We start from the raw sequence: 13,390 nt of genomic DNA, 5'->3' as shown, positions 1-13,390 counted from the left end.
ATCAATAACATCAAGACCTTAAAGGTCATCCTGACTTAAGTCAGCTGCGTTTTCATCACCGCCTTCACGGCCATCAGAGCCTAATGCAATCAGATCATAGTCACCGGTTGCACCAGGACTGATGTAAACAAAATCATTACCCCAAGGATCTAGAGGTAGTTTTTTCACATAGCCACCCGACTTCCAGTTCTTCGCTTCTGGAAAACCTGTTGGTTTATTTACCAAAGCTTCTAAGCCTTGCGCCGTCGCTGGATAGTTTCCATTGTCTAATTTATATAAATCTAAAGCTGACATAAGGTTTCGAATTTGAGTCTTAGCAACTGACACTTTGGCATCATCAGAACGACCTAGAATATTAGGTGCAACCATACCAATAAGAGCACCAAGGATAACTAAGACCACCATTAGTTCAAGCAAGGTAAAGCCTTTCTTTTGCGTATTAGAACGCGGTTTTTTCATTGCCAAATTGCGGTTAACTCTATTCATGTATCATTCCTATCACGAGTATTGAGTGTTATTTATCGTCTTATTTAACAGCAGGAAACCACCAAATAAGCTTTGTTATTAATTCAATAATTGGTTCATATTCATAATTGGCAGTAAAATAGCCATGACTATCATCATCACAGCTCCGCCCATCACAAGCAGCATTAGTGGCTCAAATAGTGCAACCAAAGTACCTATCCAAGCATTCGTATCATCTTCTTGCTGCCTTGCGGCTCTTGCTAACATCTGGTCTAGCTCTCCACTTCGCTCACCACTTTGTATGAGTTGCAGCATCATAGGCGGTAGCAGCTTCGTTGCTTCGAACGCTTTACCTAAACTGCCACCTTCTTTGACCTTTTGCTGGCAATCTCTCAAAGCATCCTGCATAGCAAGATTATCCACGACTTGAGACGCGATATTCATACCTTCTACCAATGGCACACCACTACTAGACAGCATGGCTAAAGTACTAATATAACGCGTCACTTGAGACACTCTTACCAAGCTACTTATACCGGGTATTTTAAGTACTAATTTATCTTTTATTTTCTTAGGAGCAGGTTTAGAGACTAACCAGAGATAAAAAATAATGACTAGAGCAACAACTATGACAAATCGCGCACCATAACCTGTAATTAGATTGCTCAAGCTCAACATAAATTGCGTAATACCAGGCAGCTCAGCACCCTGTGTATCAAACACCTGAACGATATCTGGCATCACACTGCCCAATAAGAAACTCACAATACCAATCGCTACAAAAGTTAAAATGGCCGGATACATCATGGCCATTTGTATTTTTTGCGCATTTTGTTTTTGCCTTTCAGTAAAGTCAGCCAGTTGCATTAGTACGCCATGTAGATGGCCAGACTGTTCACCTGCCTCAACACTGGCTCGAAACAGAATTGGAAAGGCTTTAGGGTAACTCGCTAATGCTTCTGCCAAACTATGACCTTCCATGACCTTAGATCGAATGGAAAGCAACATACTGCGTATTTTATTTTTGGTTGCCTGCTGGGCGACTCCTGTTAAAGCCTCCTCAATGGGAAGGCCTGCATCAATCAAAGTGGCTAGCTGTCGTGTGAGCAAAGACCTTTCTTTAATATTGATACCAGGGCTAAAAAAGCTGTTTGTTTGCTTCTCTTTTACTTGGTGAATTTCAAGTAATACTTTGCCCTGTTCTCGCAACATTTGACGAACATGGCGTTCATTATCGGCTTCTAAAACGCCTTTTTTCTTCTTACCTTTAGCATCTAGAGCTAGGTATTCAAATGCTGCCATTTGTCATAACCTCTCTCTTCATCAAACCTAAATCATGTCTCGTATCAACCATGAGACACTCGCAGCACTTCCTCAACAGTGGTATTACCTGCTATTACCTTCTTCATACCATCTTGTCGTAAGCTAGGAGTTGTTTGTCGCACATGCTGCTCCATGGCCTGCTCACCTACCTGACTATGAATCAGGGTTTTCACACCTTCATCAATCAGAATTAACTCATAAAGGCCAATACGGCCGCGATACCCTTGATCAAAACAACTATCGCAACCTTTTGCATGATAAATAGTGACGGGGGAATCAACCTCTAATAAGGCCTGAGTTGCTTCATCCGCTTGAACTGGCTGTTTGCAGTCATCACAGAGTTTACGCACCAACCTTTGCGATAGAACACCCACAATTGAAGAGGATAATAAGAAAGGCTCAACGCCCATATCTTCTAAACGAGTAATGGCTCCGACCGCACTATTAGTATGAAGAGTAGAAAGAACTAGGTGGCCGGTTAAAGATGCTTGTACCGCAATTTCAGCGGTTTCTTTATCCCTGATTTCACCTATCATGACCACATCAGGGTCTTGACGTAATATCGCCCTTAACCCGCGGGCAAAAGTCATATCAGCTTTACTATTAACCTGTGTCTGACCTATACCTTCTAAATGGTATTCAACAGGATCTTCAACCGTCATAATGTTGCGACGCCCGTTGTTTAAATAGCCTAAAGAAGCATAAAGAGAAGTGGTTTTACCAGATCCTGTTGGACCTGTTACCAATAGAATGCCATGGGGATGAGAGATTACATCTCGCAACCTCTCACGATCAGATTCATTCATGCCTAAATGGGTTAAATCTAAGCGTCCCGCCTGCTTATTAAGCAATCGCATTACGATACGCTCACCATGGGATGAAGGCAGTGTTGATACCCTCACGTCCACTTCTTGTCCTGAAATTCTAAGCACTATGCGTCCATCCTGGGGCACACGTTTCTCTGCAATATCAAGCTTAGCCATGACTTTAATACGAGACACTAGCATTGGTGCTAATGCTCGCCTTGGCTCTATCACTTCACGTAGAATACCATCTACACGAAAACGGACGACCAATCGTCTTTCAAAGGTTTCAATATGCACATCTGAAGCTTCTTCTTTTACCGCTTCACTCATAATGGCATTGATTAGACGGATAATAGGCGCATCGCCTTCACGCTCTAATAGGTCTTCACTTTCTGGCAAGGCTTCGGCAACACTTGCCAAATCCATATCATCACCAATCCCTTGCGCCATAGCTAAAGATTGTCCGCCTTCTTGCTGATAGAAACGCACAACAGCTTCATCAAAGTCAGCGTCACTTAAACATTCAATTCTCGGTTCTTTTGGTGAAATTCTTAACGCCTCTGAAATGGCTTTAAGGTCAGTTCCCTGTTTATGCACAAGCACCCACAAGTCTGCATCCTGCCTTAACAGTACACCGGATTGTTTAACGAATGAATAGGGCAATGACGACAAAACACTTCCTTATAAATCAGAGACTAGAGTCATTTTTAGTACAAAGACCTAGTACAATTACATCAATTTAAATACCACTCAAGCTTCAAACAACACAAAGCTTGGTTAGACAGCCTAAGAAAACAAAAAGTCTCAAAATACTAACCTATAAAACCACTTTAAAATGCTGACTCTATCCCTAGATTAACAAACAAGGATCTCGGCAAAGACTTTCCATCAACTTTAACCGTATCCAAAGACCAACCAAAATCTAAGTTAGCCCGATCGAAAAAAGTAAAACCAAGATTAATATAATCTAATTGGGTTCCCGCAAGGTTGCGGCTATAGCCAGCTCGAAAGCCGGGTAACAATAAATCCCCATAATAACTTGAAGACACAACTAACCATTGGTATTCATCATCGACAGCATCAACAACAGCATTCAGGTCTAAACTAGATTGCACACTCCAAAGCCCATTAGCAAACGAACTTGAAGCTTCTATACTAAACTGACGCTTTGCTACATAAGTTTCATCGTGGGTCAGATCATTTGAACTAACGAAAGTCGCAACAGTATTACAATTGGTTAAAGCCGCACCTGTTTTTACGGCACAACCACCGCCTAAAGTATCGTAGTAATAGGTAGGCTCATTCAGGTTAGTGACTTTAGCACCATATAAAACATTCTGAGTTAACCAAATAGCCCCTAGATCAACACTATAGTTAGTCGAAAATGCCTCACTCTCCTCAAACTGACCATCATTATCTATATTCTCAATCGTACTTAAGCTTCGTTCCAGCTTCATTCGAGTCAGATTAAACTTAGAGCCTAAGATTAAGCGTCCCTGCCGAGTTCGTAATACTTGTTTGCTATAACCTACACCAAATACGGCAGCCAATGCTGTCTTAGAGTAGACAGATGAATCAGTTTCCAAAGTTGTACTACCACCGCTCACAACGACATCAATATCGTCATCAAGCACTTTCATTTTCCCTTCACCCTGAAGTATCAAATCAAAGGCCAAGGTACCAAATTTAGGATGTTTATAAAAAATAGGAAAAGCAGGAACATAGCCAGCAGTAGAAACCTTTATATAGCCCTGTTCACCAGCATTTTTCAAAAAGGCATTATATTTTGTCTGTGCAGCAGCCGCTTCAGCACTCGTCAGACTAGTATCATTTAGAACGGATTCAAGCCCATCAAGCTCGTCCGATAAAGAATCAAGTTGACCAACCTCAGCACCAAATCCGCCAGGCCCTAATATACCAAAACGAAATAAGCCTCTCGGATTATCACGACTTTCATTCTCATCAAACATTAAAAATGGGCTAGCTGGATTTGATAAGCTGCTTGATATAAAACGGCTATTTGTAACAGAGCCTAAAGTCGATGCAGAGCCTATGGGGTGATAAACCGGTTGTCCAGATAAACACAAAGCACTATAAAAAAACGCTAGTACTAGGTACAGCTTTCTTGCCATTCATTCCTCTTTATAAGTAAACCGACTTTGAAAGTCCCAACATTATCATCAAAGTGGATTTAAGTACTAGGGAACCTGCGAATAAGTCCTCCCACCTCAGCGTGTGGATAAAAGTGCCTAGATTTATGGTAGAGCCGCAACTTAATAGTCATTCCATTAATAAGGCACTAGACGTAAAAACAGTGTTTCTAGGCCGCGCCCTTCGGGTCTTTGAAGAATACCTAAGCGGCATTTCAGAAAAAGTAACACTTTTTCTCGTATACTTTAAAAGAGCAGACTAAGAAGAGGTAACTTAATCGCAGCTTCCTCCCTAGCAATCAGATACGCTTTATCCAGATACGTTATTCATCAGATAGTTCAGGTTCAAACAAACCTTCAATGCCACCCTCTCTTGGTGCACTCATTTGAAGCTCAACCGCCCTAAAGCCTTGGTATTGAGTATTAGTTACACTGTCAGCATTAGCTTTACCACGAATAATGGTAGGACGAATAAAAACAAGAAGATTTTTCTTATCAATGGTGAATGAACTACTTCTAAACAAGGCCCCTACAAAAGGAATATCACCAAGGAAAGGCACCTTCTGTTTTGACTCAGTAATATTGTCTTGAATCAGACCACCAAGCACTATAGTTTGCCTATCTCCAGCAATCACCACAGTTTCTACTTCACGTACTGTTGTAATAGTCCCTAGAGAACTTGCTTCATCTGAGGCAGATTCAACTGTTTGAAACACTTCCATTTTCACTTCGTTACCCGAGTTAATATGCGGTGTCACTTTAAGGGTCAGGCCCACATCTTCTCGGGAAGTCGTCACAAAGGTACTACTACTGCTCTCAGAGTACTCCCCTGTTTGGAAGGGTCTAGTCTCACCCACTAGAATACGTGCTTCTTGGTTATCTAAGGTGAGTATTTTTGGCGTTGATAAAAGGTTGGAGTTACTTTTACTTTGAAGCGCTTGAATAATAGCGCCTAGATTAGTATCACCTAAAATAGCAGTACCACCCGTCGCTAAAGAGTTAGTACCGTTCGAACCTACCGATGTCACAATCGAGCTAACGGAAGTACCTGCAGTGGTAAAGTTTGTACCAGAGTTCAAACCGTCATTACCACCTATTAACCACTGTACACCCAGCTCTTCTGTATCTGTCACAGTAATTTCAACAATAACAGCCTCAATTAGAACCTGTGCTCTTGGTACATCAATACGCTGTAATACAGAATAGATTTCTGTCATCACACCTGGCTCGGCATTAATTAATAGCGCATTTAGGTCAGTATCAGCTTGGATATTTGTTGTTAAAACTGGCGCCGAGCCTTCTTTTTTCTCGATATCACCGACAACACCTTTTAACAAATCAGCAACTTTCGTCGCATCAGCGTATTGCAGCGGGATATATTGAAGTCGACTTGATTTTTCAGCAGGAATATCCAATTTTATAATCAAATCTTTTATTTGATTAAGCTCACCTGGTTTACCTTTTAAGATAAGACGATTTGTTCTTTCATCAGCAACTATGGTGGTAACATCACTGGATCTTGCCCCTTTGCCCGTTGTGGTTGTCGTCAATTGCTGCAACAGAGTAATGACATCTCCTGCCCATGCATGTTTTAACGCCACCACTGTCATTTCACCTTCGTTGGTGCTATCAAGACGCTCAACTAAGTCTTCTAGACTGCGGATATTATCTGCATGATCACTAATAATCAGAGCATTCATTGTTGGAACAGCCGCAAGATGGCCATATTGAGGAATCAGTGGACGTAAAATAGGAACAAGTTCTGAAGCAACCGCATTTTTGATCGCTAATACACGGGTAACCATTAACTCACCTGGCGCACCGCCTGATGGATCAAAGTTCAATCCACCTTGCTTAGCAATATTTTGCGGCAATATTTTAAAACCTTCAGGTGATTCTAAAACAGCATAACCATGGACGGTCAGTACGGATAGGAATAAACGAAATACAGCATCTTCATCCAAACTCGCATTCGAGATAACTGTCACTTTACCCTTTACTCTAGGATCAACAATAAAGCTTCTATCTGTCATTTCAGCGACTTGTCGAATAAAAATCCCAATATCCGCCTGCTGCAAATTAACTTGCCAAGTTTTCCCGATTGCCATCAAAGGAATAAATAAACAAAGAGATACAACTAACTTAAGCAGTTTTTGCGTTACAACAGAATACATCTACCATCCTTTATATTGTTATTTAATCGGATATGACACAGAAAAGGTCCGACTTCCCCGTTGGATTTGAAAATTAGCGACGCTTTGTTTTCGAACTAATTCACCTAATCCAGCATCACTTTCGATATTACCCACACTTTGCCCATTTACAGCGACGATTTTATCTCCCGCTTTTAGACCCATAGCAATGAGAGAACTAGATGCAAGTACCTCATAAGAGGTACCATTCGAGCGTAACCCTGTAGATGCTAAAAGCGCATTAGGGTCTTCTTCAAACAAAGCTTCATAGGTATCTAGAATTTCTGCGGGTGAAAGCGTACCCACATCACTTTCGACTGACTTTCTTGTATTCGCAGGTACTGTTTTTTGTTGAGCTAAGGCTTGGTTATCTGCACTCTCTATCAAAGTAAGCAATTTATCTTCATCGAAATATAATGATTCAGACTTACCAGCACGCTCCAGAATAACGTGATCGCTGTATACTTCTTTAAGAAGAACACCTCGAATGATTTGCGTATCAATGCGATAAACTTCATCTTTTTTACTTCTGGAGCTGATAATAGCCATAGAGTCTTTCATCTCTAACGCTGGCATAACCCCTTTTAGAGTCAGTTTTAATTTAGTTTTTTTAGTCGGTTCGACTGCTTTTTCTTCAACTTCGGCAAGGTAGCCAAACAAAGAGGATGAAGCCATGTTCACTTGAGCTTTATTATTTTGCGCAGCACGAAAATCTATAGCTGCCAGCTCTGGTTCAGGCATAGGTGTAAAAGACCAAAAAATTTGCGCAGCAGAATAAGCAGAAAGACTAACAAAGCTAAATAAAGCTAAATAGCGAAGCCAAGCCTCAATACGTAAGACGCCCACAGCCATCACCAACACCTCTTAGGTGAAGTAGATTCTTGTTGATGGCTTCTTTTTAGCATGACTTATCTCATCTACTTATTATTGTTAAATCAATTTGGTAAAACTTAATTTATCTACTAAATTAAGTTTTATAAGTAAGAATTTATCTAGAAACTTACCTTAATCAATATGTTACACACTAACTGTTATTACTAATATATCAAAAAACCTTATCTGTCATAACAAAAACAGGCGCATCCATATCACCAGTCCATGGCTGGTTGATTAGCTCAAATACAGCAGGCATGACAGATAACTCCGCATCACCTTGCGGACTCACACCAGCATTTATAAGAGGAACACCTTTTAAAGAGGTTACTTTCAGTTGGTTTATTGAATTAATATTAATCAATTCAAACAGTACTTTATCTAGAGAAACTGAATCTCTTTGCCTAGAGACGACAAACTCTAGGTCCCCACCTTCCCAGTAACCATTACCTCTTAACTTACTCGGTGTAGACTCTACATAGGGCCATTTTCCGTACAATTTTTCCAGCACTATGTTACCGCCAGACACTTTTGCTTTATAAGGCTCTAAAAATGAGTTCAAAAGTTCACTAGATAAGCTTAAACCATCTAACCAAAGAGACGCTTCATCCATTTCAGGTTGAAAGCTCCCCCAAGCCTTTATTTCCTTATGCAGTACCTGAAAGTCAATTGGTTCAAAAACGCCATTCAATTTCCATTGAATTAGCATATCCCCTCTAAGCTGATTTATCCTTAACTTAGCCTTTCCTTGCCAGAACCGACCTTCAAACTGTTCAAGACGGACACCCTCTTCTGTTAAAACTTGATTTAGACTTGATCGCCAAAAGTGCAAAGGAGCAAGCACAACACCCGCAACCAAAAAGACTAAAACAAACCAGATAAAGAGAAAAATTTTAACCTTCATCTACGATATCCCTATGCCTAGATTAAGCTTGGTTTTCTATTAAGCGATTTAACTTAGCTAAATCCTCTTTTGTATCTACACCATGGGGCGGCATCCCCTCGGCATAAGCAACTTTAATTTTAACGCCCTGATGCAATAATCTTAATTGCTCTAGTTTCTCCCATTTTTCCAGAGGAGACATAGGCATTTTACAATATGCAGACAATAATCGTGCTCTATATACATACATCCCTATATGCCGATAAGCAGGCATAGCCTCATTTAATTCTTGAACCTGATTAAAGCCATCTCTATCCCACGGGATAGGCGCTCGGCTAAAATACAAAGCATGATCTTTTTCATCAACCACGAGCTTCACCACATTGGCATTAAAAAAGTCATCTTTATGCTGAATACGACAGGCCATGGTAGCCATATCAGCTAAGGCATCATTCGCCAGTGCAATCACCGCATCATGTATAATGGCAACAGGCAATAAAGGTTCATCGCCTTGTACATTGACGATGATTTCATCATCATGCCATCCCATTATTTGAGCAACTTCAGCAAGACGCTCTGTACCATTTTCATGATCATCCCTTGTCATCACGACATTGGCACCAAAGTCAGATACTGCGCGATAAATATCTTCATGGTCTGTTGCAATAACGACAGTACTCGCACCGGCTTTAAGTGCTAGTTCATAAACCCACTGCAAAACAGGTTTACCTGCCAAGGGTGCAAGTAACTTTTTAGGGAAACGCTGAGAAGCATAACGGGCAGGGATAACAATATGAAATTCTGGCAGTATGTTAGACATAATTGAAATAGGCTCAGATATAAAATGATTCAGTAGTTAAACAAGGATTAACGTCTAAAGGCTAGTTTGATTTACTCTCAAACGCTGGTTTTTGGGCGATTTCATAAGCATTTTCTAATGGCATTCGTGATGACAAAAGTAAATCACATACTTCACGAGCGACGCCTTCACCAGCCTTACAATGCAATGTCATATCACAATGGCGTTTAACTAAGACATGAGCATCATTTGGGCACAAAGCTAAAGAAACAAGTGGCATGACTTGTAGATCGATCACATCATCACCAATATAGGCGGCTTTACCAGCAGTGATATTAAGTCGCTTTAACAAGTCTAAGAATGCTTCTTTCTTATTATGACATCCTGGGTAAAAGTGCTTAACAGACAAGTCAGTCATACGCTTACGTAAAGGCGCTGAGTCTTTTGCCGTGATAATAGCCACCTCAACCCCCCATTTAGGTAAGAGCTTCAAAGCAACACCATCTTTCACATTAAAGCGCTTTAACGTCTCGCCCTGCTCACCATACAAAAGGCCACCATCAGTGAGCACGCCATCCACATCAAAGACAACTAACTCTAAGTCTTGTAGTTTCTTCAAAACATTTTCAGGAAACTGCACACCATTTTCTTGGTAAGAGGACAAGAAATCATTATCTATCATGATGCACTCGTATCCAGCTCATCAAAACCTTTTACTAATTCATCAATTTGCTTCAACTGTTTTAAGAATGGCTCTAATTTATCTAGCGGTAATGCACATGGGCCATCACATTTAGCCTGATTTGGATCTGGGTGAGTTTCCAAGAATAAACTAGATAAACCTAGTGCCATGCCCGACCTTGCCAGCTCAGCAACTTGAGCACGACGACCATCGGCAGAATCAGAACGACCACCAGGACGCTGTAAAGCATGGGTAACATCGAACATGACAGGGTAATCAAACTTTTTCATCAAACCAAAACCAAGCATATCGACCACAAGGTTGTTATATCCCATCATGGTGCCGCGCTCACATAACATCAGCTTGTCATTACCGGCTTCTTCACATTTAGTTAGAATGTGCTGCATTTCATGAGGTGCTAAAAACTGCGCCTTTTTAATATTAATCACAGCATCCGTTTTAGCCATAGCGACCACAAGATCTGTTTGTCTTGATAAAAACGCAGGTAATTGAATAACGTCAGCCACCTCAGCAACAGGCGCACATTGCTCAACTTCATGAACATCCGTGATCACAGGAACATTAAAACTTGTCTTTACGTCTTCAAGAATACGCAAACCCTCTTCCATGCCAGGCCCACGAAACGAATTAATGGAAGAGCGATTAGCTTTATCGAATGACCCTTTAAATACATAAGGGATATCCAAAGTTTGGCAAACTTTCACATGCTCTTCTGCAACCTTCATTGCAAGATCACGGGATTCAAGTACGTTTACGCCGCTAAAAAGTACAAAAGGTAAGTGATTAGCAACTTGTACGTCTTGATTAATTTCAATTATTTTACTTTTTACTGTCATCTTATTTTCCATTAAAAGTCAGTTAGTTAGCGGTCGTAAATTTCTAGTAAGCCAACTACATTATTATCATCATCAACGGCAATCAGCAGGGTAATTTTACCTTGCAACATTTGCTCTTCTGCCGTCGCAATTAAAGTATCTTGGTGTATCGTTTTAGGACTTGCTGTCATCACTTGAGAAATGGTTTTATCCAGCATACCAACAGCATCTGTTAACATGGCACGACGTAAATCGCCATCAGTGAAAATCCCAAGCAAGTCCTTGCCCTCTTTCACTAATACCATTCCCATTCGCCCAGTGGTCATAATGCCAATAGCATCTTTCAATAAAGTGCTTGGAGTGCATTCAGGTAAATTATCCTTATGCATGAGATCTTTAACACGAGTTAAGAGCTTACGACCTAAGCTGCCACCTGGGTGAAAGCGAGCAAAATCTTGTGGCTGAAAGTTTCGACACTCCATCAAAGCCACCGCTAAAGCATCACCCATCGCTGTTGTCATTGTTGTCGAGGTTGTTGGTGCTAAATTATTTGGGCATGTTTCTCTATCTACAGAAATATCTAAAACACAGTCACAATGCTTAGCTAAGGTAGACTGCAAATTCCCGACCATGGCAATACAAGGATTACCAAAGCTTTTTAGAGAAGGCAGTAATCGAATAAGTTCTTCTGTTTCCCCTGAATAACTAATGAGAATCAAGGTATCTTGAGGCTCAATCATACCTAAATCGCCATGAAAGGCTTCCCCAGGATGGAGAAAAAAGCTTGGTGTTCCCGTCGAAGCTAAGGTAGCCGCAATTTTAGCGCCAATTAAGCCTGATTTTCCCATACCACAAATAATGGTTCGACCTTGGGTTTTCATAATCAATTTAATTGCGTTAACAAATTCATTTGTTACAGAATCAGCTAGCTTAGACAAGGCGTTTGCCTGAGTATTCAAGGTATGTTGAGCACTTTTAAGTAACTCATCATCTGTTTTATTAAGGACTTGTGTTGAAGAAGGCATAATTTCTGTTACGTCAGCCATGTCTGATCTCTACAAATTAGAATGACTAGCATTATACCCAAAAAGCGAGTTCAAGATAGAAATCTTATTGAGCATGCGGTGAACTAAAGGCCATCTAAAAAAGCCACTAGAAACAAGCATTCTTTCTGCTTTTTTATCTTCAAGACTATTTGCTAAGACTGACTTAAATAAGAAAGTCTGCTTTGAACAAAGCTATCTTATCTATGTAGCAAAAGGTATGACTGGTTGAGGTAATAGTTGAAGGTGCCGGTCTTTATTAGGGAAGGTTAAGTTAGACAATAAAAAAGTGAGTTAGGTACTCACTTTTTTATAATCAAAGCAGTCACAAGGAGTATTAAGCGACGGCTTTATTGAAAAGATAAGCTTAAGCTTGGCACTTTGAAAACTGACTGCCAAGTTGCTTAATAAAAGCAATATAGGCCGTTTCATTTAGGGCTATACTCGCTCCTAATGGGTCCAGTTCAATCGCTTTGACACTTGTCCCTTCCACTAGTGCATTTACGATAGCAGGATTAAATTGAACCTCACTAAAAATACAGGCAACACTTTCGTCTTTCATCAAGCTTCTGATCGAAACGACCTTTTTGGCACCAGGTTTACGCTCTGGGCTTAAACTAATATTTGCAATGTGAGCAATATCATAATGCGCTTCAAAATAACCATAAGCATCATGAAAAACGACATAGTTTAGATCTTTTAGCGGCAACAGTGACTGCTTATTTTCGGCATCGGCTTTCGCTAATGCACTTTCAAAAGATTCTAAATTTTGCGTAAAGAAGGAAGCTTGTTCAGGAAGCATAAGAGACAGCTTTTCTGCGACAGCCTCAGCAAGAATGTGAGCATTTTCTATATCCAACCACACATGTGGATCTAAACCATCATGATGGTGCCCATGTCCATGCCCATGACTTTCAAAGCTTTTCACGGCTTTAGGCTTATCAGATTCATGATGATCACCAGCCGCTTCTACTAAAGACATCCACTCGATAGCCGTATCAGCATGTTGGCTATTGTGTAATGGTTTTTCCAAAAATGGCTCAAGAGACTCTCCGACCCAAACAACCAAATCTGCATTAATTACTTTTCTTAAATCTGATGGACGCAAGGCAAAATCATGAGGAGAAGCACTGTTAGAGACAATTTGTTCTATAGCAACTTTATCACCAGCAATGGCTTTTACTATCATAGAAACTGGCTTTATGCTGGTTGCGACACTCGGTATCGTCTCCGCTTGCAACTGACCATTTATCGCGAACAAACCCACCAACAAAAAACCTAAAATAGACTTCATTTAAACTCTCAAAAAACGTTATAACATAACAGACATATTAACAT

12 protein-coding genes are annotated in these 13,390 nt (G+C 40.5%); all 12 read right to left on the bottom strand.

Translation table 11 applies throughout. The features are described from left to right. Window positions 1-18: 18 nt before the first annotated feature. The 12 genes from gspG to znuA all read right to left on the bottom strand — a co-directional run bounded on the left by gspG (window position 19) and on the right by znuA (window position 13,346). Complete coding sequence (gene gspG / locus OA91_RS04950; protein WP_269447898.1) at window positions 19-486, bottom strand: type II secretion system major pseudopilin GspG; 468 nt, start codon at window positions 484-486, stop codon at window positions 19-21. Between the two features lie 78 nt (window positions 487-564). Further along, on the bottom strand, window positions 565-1,767 hold the full coding sequence (gene gspF, locus OA91_RS04945; protein WP_063336583.1) for a type II secretion system inner membrane protein GspF: 1,203 nt from the start codon (window positions 1,765-1,767) through the stop codon (window positions 565-567). A gap of 44 nt (window positions 1,768-1,811) precedes the next feature. Beyond that, on the bottom strand, window positions 1,812-3,257 hold the full coding sequence (gene gspE / locus OA91_RS04940) for a type II secretion system ATPase GspE (protein WP_082827785.1): 1,446 nt from the start codon (window positions 3,255-3,257) through the stop codon (window positions 1,812-1,814). Between the two features lie 167 nt (window positions 3,258-3,424). Beyond that, window positions 3,425-4,726, bottom strand: coding sequence for a conjugal transfer protein TraF (gene traF, locus OA91_RS04935; RefSeq protein ID WP_063336582.1), 1,302 nt, complete (start codon window positions 4,724-4,726; stop codon window positions 3,425-3,427). Between the two features lie 341 nt (window positions 4,727-5,067). Continuing rightward, entirely contained in the window at window positions 5,068-6,918 is a 1,851-nt protein-coding gene (gspD, locus tag OA91_RS04930) for a type II secretion system secretin GspD (protein ID WP_063336581.1), read from the bottom strand. 18 nt (window positions 6,919-6,936) lie between these two features. Continuing rightward, on the bottom strand, window positions 6,937-7,788 hold the full coding sequence (locus OA91_RS04925; protein ID WP_046017669.1) for a type II secretion system protein N: 852 nt from the start codon (window positions 7,786-7,788) through the stop codon (window positions 6,937-6,939). A gap of 193 nt (window positions 7,789-7,981) precedes the next feature. Further along, a complete protein-coding gene (locus tag OA91_RS04920; protein ID WP_046017670.1) occupies window positions 7,982-8,713 on the bottom strand; it encodes a hypothetical protein in 732 nt (243 codons plus the stop codon). Window positions 8,714-8,735: 22 nt separating this feature from the next. Further along, window positions 8,736-9,512 (bottom strand): 3-deoxy-manno-octulosonate cytidylyltransferase, encoded by a 777-nt coding sequence (gene kdsB, locus OA91_RS04915; RefSeq protein WP_046017671.1) that lies wholly within the window; start codon window positions 9,510-9,512, stop codon window positions 8,736-8,738. A gap of 61 nt (window positions 9,513-9,573) precedes the next feature. Further along, window positions 9,574-10,173, bottom strand: coding sequence for a KdsC family phosphatase (locus OA91_RS04910; RefSeq protein ID WP_046017672.1), 600 nt, complete (start codon window positions 10,171-10,173; stop codon window positions 9,574-9,576). Then, a complete protein-coding gene (gene kdsA, locus OA91_RS04905; protein WP_063336580.1) occupies window positions 10,170-11,030 on the bottom strand; it encodes a 3-deoxy-8-phosphooctulonate synthase in 861 nt (286 codons plus the stop codon). Before kdsA ends, OA91_RS04910 begins: the two co-directional genes overlap by 4 nt. A gap of 26 nt (window positions 11,031-11,056) precedes the next feature. After that, window positions 11,057-12,034, bottom strand: coding sequence for a KpsF/GutQ family sugar-phosphate isomerase (locus OA91_RS04900; protein WP_063336886.1), 978 nt, complete (start codon window positions 12,032-12,034; stop codon window positions 11,057-11,059). A gap of 385 nt (window positions 12,035-12,419) precedes the next feature. Beyond that, entirely contained in the window at window positions 12,420-13,346 is a 927-nt protein-coding gene (gene znuA / locus OA91_RS04895) for a zinc ABC transporter substrate-binding protein ZnuA (protein WP_063336579.1), read from the bottom strand. Window positions 13,347-13,390: the final 44 nt, after the last annotated feature.

It is taken from the genome of Marinomonas sp. SBI8L (assembly GCF_001624705.1).
In the GTDB taxonomy this organism is placed as follows: Bacteria; Pseudomonadota; Gammaproteobacteria; order Pseudomonadales; family Marinomonadaceae; genus Marinomonas.
The sequence above is the reverse complement of the archived record's forward strand: the minus strand, read 5'-3'. Positions and strand labels throughout refer to the sequence as shown.

Bases quoted from the DNA above. Each gene is read 5' to 3' on its own strand.
- gspG (WP_269447898.1), bottom strand. From the start codon at position 486: ATGAATAGAGTTAACCGCAATTTGGCAATGAAAAAACCGCGTTCTAAT.
- gspF (WP_063336583.1), bottom strand. From the start codon at position 1,767: ATGGCAGCATTTGAATACCTAGCTCTAGATGCTAAAGGTAAGAAGAAA.
- traF (WP_063336582.1), bottom strand. From the start codon at position 4,726: ATGGCAAGAAAGCTGTACCTAGTACTAGCGTTTTTTTATAGTGCTTTG.
- gspD (WP_063336581.1), bottom strand. From the start codon at position 6,918: ATGTATTCTGTTGTAACGCAAAAACTGCTTAAGTTAGTTGTATCTCTT.
- OA91_RS04925 (WP_046017669.1), bottom strand. From the start codon at position 7,788: ATGGCTGTGGGCGTCTTACGTATTGAGGCTTGGCTTCGCTATTTAGCT.
- OA91_RS04920 (WP_046017670.1), bottom strand. From the start codon at position 8,713: ATGAAGGTTAAAATTTTTCTCTTTATCTGGTTTGTTTTAGTCTTTTTG.
- kdsB (WP_046017671.1), bottom strand. From the start codon at position 9,512: ATGTCTAACATACTGCCAGAATTTCATATTGTTATCCCTGCCCGTTAT.
- OA91_RS04910 (WP_046017672.1), bottom strand. From the start codon at position 10,173: ATGATAGATAATGATTTCTTGTCCTCTTACCAAGAAAATGGTGTGCAG.
- kdsA (WP_063336580.1), bottom strand. From the start codon at position 11,030: ATGACAGTAAAAAGTAAAATAATTGAAATTAATCAAGACGTACAAGTT.
- OA91_RS04900 (WP_063336886.1), bottom strand. From the start codon at position 12,034: ATGCCTTCTTCAACACAAGTCCTTAATAAAACAGATGATGAGTTACTT.
- znuA (WP_063336579.1), bottom strand. From the start codon at position 13,346: ATGAAGTCTATTTTAGGTTTTTTGTTGGTGGGTTTGTTCGCGATAAAT.